General features: G+C 70.8%; 4 protein-coding genes. 2 read left to right on the top strand and 2 right to left on the bottom strand.

Annotated elements, in window-relative coordinates:
• Both VIB55_RS06280 and VIB55_RS06275 read right to left on the bottom strand, forming a co-directional pair.
• Positions 1-219, bottom strand: a 219-nt coding sequence (locus VIB55_RS06280; RefSeq protein ID WP_331875815.1) for a hypothetical protein, incomplete at its 3' end; no start/stop codon positions are given.
• A 142-nt stretch (positions 220-361) separates the two neighbouring features.
• A complete protein-coding gene (locus VIB55_RS06275; protein WP_331875814.1) occupies positions 362-1,711 on the bottom strand; it encodes a protoporphyrinogen/coproporphyrinogen oxidase in 1,350 nt (449 codons plus the stop codon).
• 101 nt (positions 1,712-1,812) lie between these two features.
• On the opposite strand from VIB55_RS06275, the gene VIB55_RS06270 reads away from it, so the two are divergent.
• Positions 1,813-3,423, top strand: a complete 1,611-nt coding sequence (locus tag VIB55_RS06270) for a TldD/PmbA family protein (RefSeq protein ID WP_331875813.1) — start codon at positions 1,813-1,815, stop codon at positions 3,421-3,423.
• Between the two features lie 2 nt (positions 3,424-3,425).
• The gene (locus VIB55_RS06265) at positions 3,426-4,775 is read left to right on the top strand and encodes a TldD/PmbA family protein (RefSeq protein ID WP_331875812.1); all 1,350 of its coding nucleotides are present in this window, start codon (positions 3,426-3,428) and stop codon (positions 4,773-4,775) included.
• The last annotated feature ends 80 nt before the right edge of the window (positions 4,776-4,855 follow it).

The raw sequence follows: 4,855 nt of genomic DNA, 5'->3' as shown, positions 1-4,855 counted from the left end.
GTCGCCCACATCCGTCTCCACCACGCCGGTGTAGTCGTACGGCCGGTCGACGGTGCCCACCTCGATCCGCGTGTCCAGCACGCCGGGGGCATCGCCCAGCTCGGCGAGAAGCGCCGCGGCCAACCGGTCGCGGCGCTCGCGGTCGGTGAGCGGACACCACAGGTCCGGGTCGAAAAGCTCGGGAAACTCCATCATCCATCCGCCGGGATATGTCGTCACAAAGGCGCGACAAGGTAGCCCTGTTGCTCCGTAGCCGAAACTGCATGGATCACGCGGAGGCGCGGAGGTCGCGGAGAACAGCACGAGGGGTGCTCCGTCTTTTCTCCGCGTCCTCCGCGCCTCCGCGTGAGACCAGTGATCGTCAGGGATGGGGAACGATACGGGAGGCGAGGCGCTCGGCCGCGGCGAGGCCCGAGGTGACGGCACCCTCCACGGTGGGCGCATAGAGATAGTCTCCCGCGAGCGCGACTCGGTCCGCCGCATCGAAGGCGGCACTGCGCAGCGCGGGAAGAGCGCCCAGGTGCCCGGGATAGAACACCGTCCACCCGTGACCCCAGGTGTAGAGCCGCGCCTCCTGCACGGTGCTCTCGATGCGCGGAAACACGCGAGCGATGTCGGGCATCAGCTCGCGCACGGCCTCGGCGCCGTCGGCGTTGGCCAGGCGCTCGGCGGTGCGCGGCTGGGCGAAGACCACCAGCAGCCCCTTGCCCGGGGGCACCAGCCCGGAAACCTTGTTCTCTTCGGCACACAGCGCGGCCGCCACGCGCGACTCGCCGCGCGCGAATGACAGCCCGAACCAGCGCACGCCCAGGGGACGGTCCAGCAGCAGCGCGAGGGACGCGGCGGAGCGCACGCGCACCCGGGCCAACCTTTCCGCGGCCTGAGGTGTCAGAAATTTAGCAACGCCCAGGGCGGCGGGCGCGGGCACGGCGAGGACGGCGGCATCGAACGATTCGGTCCACCCGTCGCCGGAGAGATGCACGCGCGAGCCGTCCGTCTCCACCGCGTGCACGGGCGTGCCGAATCGAACGGCCCCGGCACCCGCGGCGATGCGCTCGGCGCAGGCCCGGCCGAACTCGCCGACTCCGCCGGCCAGCGCCATCACCTGCAGGTTCATCCCCTGGTGCGCCAGGGCGTGGTAGAAACCGGCGCTGGCCTCGGCCGGACCCGTGCCGTACAGCGTCGCCAGCAGCGGAGCCACGAGCAGGTCCACGAAGTCGGACCCCAGCTCGCGCTGCCCCCACGCCGCGGCGGACTCGGCATCCAGCCCCGCCCCGGCCGCGCGCTCCAGCGCCGCCAGGTCCAGCGCGGAGCCGTGGCGCTGCAGGAAGGGCAGGTACTGCGCGCCCATCCGCAGCTTCAGGGTGAGCGGCAGGGCGCCGGAGGCCAGCATGCTGGCGGGGGAGCCATAGACCACCTCGTGCGGGCGCCCCTTGCGCCAGAGCGCGTCGCGGCCGGGCGAGCGCTGCAGCAGCCGGTCGGCGCCCACGGCCTGGGCGACGCGAAGGCTCGCGGCGTACCCCGAGCTGAGCAGCTGCACGGCCGGGTCTACGTGAAAGCCCGCGACGGAGTCGGTGCAGGCGCGCCCCCCGGCGGCGGGCGCGGAATCGAAGACGGTGACCGCCGCGCCCAAACCCTGCAGGCGCAGCGCGGCGGCCAGCCCGGCGGGGCCGGCCCCCACGACGGCGGCGGCGAATCGAGGTGCGTTCATGAGGTCCCGATCCGCAACCCCCGCGCCCGCGCGGCGTTGCGGCGTACGGACGCTCGTTCTAGTTTGCCGGTCATCCCTACCACCTCCATGACGGAGAACCCATGAAGCGGAGAGAGTTCCTCCTGCACGGCGCCGCCGCGACGGCTGCGCTCGGCGCGGGATCGGCCATTCTGCCCCGGCTGGCGGCCGCCGCGCCCATCGATCCCATGGATCCCGCCGTCAGCCGCGACCTGGCCATGCGCGCGCTCGAGGCCGCACGCGCCGCCGGGGCCAGCTACGCCGACGTCCGCATCTCGGGCAACCGCTCGCAGGCGCTGGGCACGCGCGAGCGGCAGATCCTCTTCTTCAACGACGCCGAAAGCACCGGCTTCGGGGTGCGGGTGATCGTGAACGGCGCCTGGGGGTTCGCCGCCAGCCGCGAGGTGAGCGCCGACGAGGTGGTGCGGGTGGCCCGGCAGGCCGTGGCCCAGGGACGGGCCAACTCCGCCGCCCGCCAGCGCCCGCTGGAGCTGGCGCCGGTGGACGCCGTGCCGAACGGACGCTGGTCGTCGCCGCTGGAGACCGACCCGTTCAACGTGCCCATCGAGGAAAAGGTAGACCTGCTGCTGCGCGCCAACGCCGAGGCGCTCAAGGTGAACGGCGCGCGCTTCGTCACCTCGTCGATGAACTTCCTGCGCATCGACAAGACGTTCGCGTCCACCGACGGCTCGTACATCGAGCAGACGCTGTACCGGTCGTACCCCCAGATGAACATCACCGCGGTGGGCGAGGGCGGCGACTTCCAGAGCCGGGCCAGCACCGACGTGGCGCCGCGGGCCATGGGATACGAGCACGTCCGGCAGGCCAACCTGCCGGGCAACGCCGGCCGCTGGGCCGAAGAGGCGGTCCGCAAGCTCACCGCCAAGCCGGTTGAGCCGGGACGCTACGACCTGGTGCTGCTCCCCACGCACCTGTGGCTGACCATCCACGAGTCCATCGCCCACCCCACCGAGCTGGACCGGATCATGGGGTTCGAGGCCAACTACGCCGGGACGTCGTTCATCTCCCCCATCGCCGACTTCTTGGGCAAGTTCCGCTACGGCCGCGACTTCATGAACATCCAGGGCGAGCGCAGCACCCCGGGCGGGCTCTCGTCCATCGGCTGGGACGACGAAGGGGTGAAGCCCGACGAGTACCTGATCGTCAAGAACGGCATTCTGAACGACCTGCAGACCACGCGCGAGCAGGCGCCCATGCTGGCCGACTGGTACCGGCAGACGGGCAAGCCGGTGCGCAGCCACGGCAACAGCTACGCGCAGAACTGGAACGTGGTGCAGTTTCAGCGCATGCCCAACGTGAACCTGCTTCCCCACCCCACGCGCGACGTGCCGCTCGACGAATTGATCGGCGGGGTGGAGAACGGCATCCTGATCGATGGCGACGGCTCGTTCTCCATCGACCAGCAGCGCTACAACGCGCAGTTCGGCGGGCAGGTGTTCAAGGAGATCCGCAACGGCCGCATCGTGGGCGACCTGAAGGACGTCGCCTACCAGATGCGCACGCCCGAGTTCTGGAACGGGATGGACCTGATCGGCGGGCAGAGCACGTACTTCATCGGCGGCTCCTTCTTCGACGGCAAGGGGCAGCCTTCCCAGGTCAACGCGGTGTCGCACGGCTGTCCGGCCGCGCGCTTCCGCGGGGTCAACGTCATCAACACCGGTCGGAGGGCTTGAGCATGGCCGAACCCCGCTACCTGTCGCGCGCCGACGCCGAGGCGCTGGCGCAGAAGGTCCTTTCGTTCACCACCGCCGACGAGGCGCGGGTGAACCTGAACAGCTCCACCACCGGCAACACCCGGTGGGCCATGAACCAGGTGAGCACCTCGGGCGACTCGTACGACGCCACGGTCACCGTCACCGCCGCCTTCGGAAAGAAGGTGGCCTCGGCCACCACCAACCGCTTCGACGACGAGGGGCTTCGGCAGGTGGTGCAGACGGCCGAGCGGCTGGCCCGGCTGGTTCCCGAAGACCCCGAGTACCTGGGCGAGCTGGGGCCGCAGCAGTACGTGCAGTCGGAGCCGTACTTCGACGCCACCGCCAACCTGACGCCCGAGGAGCGCGCCCGCGCCATCATGCAGATCGCCGGGCCCGCGGCGCGGCAGAACCTGGTTTCCACCGGGTTCCTGGTGCACTCCACCGGCAGCAACGCCGTCGCCACCAAGCGCGGCCTGTTCGCCTACGCGCGCTCCACCGGCGTGAGCCTCACGTCTACGGTGCGCACGCCGGACGGCACCGGCTCCGGCTGGGCCGGCGGCGGCGAGAACGACTGGGCGCGGCTGAACGCGGCGGCCCTGGGCGAGCGCGCCATCCGCAAGGCCGAGCTGTCGCGCAACCCGCGCGCGGTGGAGCCGGGCGAGTGGACGGTGATCCTGGAGCCCACCGCCGTGGCCAACATGGTGAACCTGATGGCGTTCGCGCTGAACGCCCGCACGGCCGACGAGGGCCGCTCGTTCTTCAGCAAGCAGGGCGGCGGCAACAAGCTGGGAGAGAAGTTCCTGGACGAGCGGGTGACCATCATCTCCGACCCGGCGGACCCGCGCATCGCGGCCAACCCGTTCGGCAACGAGGGGCTGCCGAACCGGCGGCAGGTGTGGGTTGAGAACGGCACGCTGCGCAACCTGGCGTACAACCGCTTCTGGGCGCAGCGCAGCAACCGCGAGCCCACGGGCAACCCCGGCACCTACCTGATGTCGGGCGGCGACACCTCGGTGGAGCAGATGATCCGCTCCACCGAGCGCGGGCTGCTGGTGACGCGCATGTGGTACATCCGCCCGGTGGACCCGCGCACCATCCTGTTCACGGGGCTTACCCGCGACGGCACCTTCCTGGTGGAGAACGGCCGCATCACCACGGCCGTCAAGAACCTGCGCTGGAACGAGTCGCCCATCTTCCTGCTGAACAACATCGAGGCGATGAGCGAGCCGGTGCGGGTGAGCGCCTCGGAAGACGGCGATGGCGGCGCGGTGATGGTGCCCGCCATCAAGGCGCGCGACTTCACCTTCACCTCGCTCTCCGACGCGGTCTGATCGGTTTCCTGCTCCGTCGGGGGACCACGCGGAGGCGCGGAGGTCGCGGAGAACTGCGGAGGTGCTCCTCCGTTTTCTCC

This window comes from Longimicrobium sp. (assembly GCF_036554565.1).
Lineage (GTDB): Bacteria > Gemmatimonadota > Gemmatimonadetes > Longimicrobiales > Longimicrobiaceae > Longimicrobium.
The sequence above is the reverse complement of the archived record's forward strand: the minus strand, read 5'-3'. Positions and strand labels throughout refer to the sequence as shown.

Excerpts from the sequence above, each read along its gene's own strand:
- VIB55_RS06275 (WP_331875814.1), bottom strand. The coding sequence starts at position 1,711 with ATGAACGCACCTCGATTCGCCGCCGCCGTCGTGGGGGCCGGCCCCGCC.
- VIB55_RS06270 (WP_331875813.1), top strand. The coding sequence starts at position 1,813 with ATGAAGCGGAGAGAGTTCCTCCTGCACGGCGCCGCCGCGACGGCTGCG.
- VIB55_RS06265 (WP_331875812.1), top strand. The coding sequence starts at position 3,426 with ATGGCCGAACCCCGCTACCTGTCGCGCGCCGACGCCGAGGCGCTGGCG.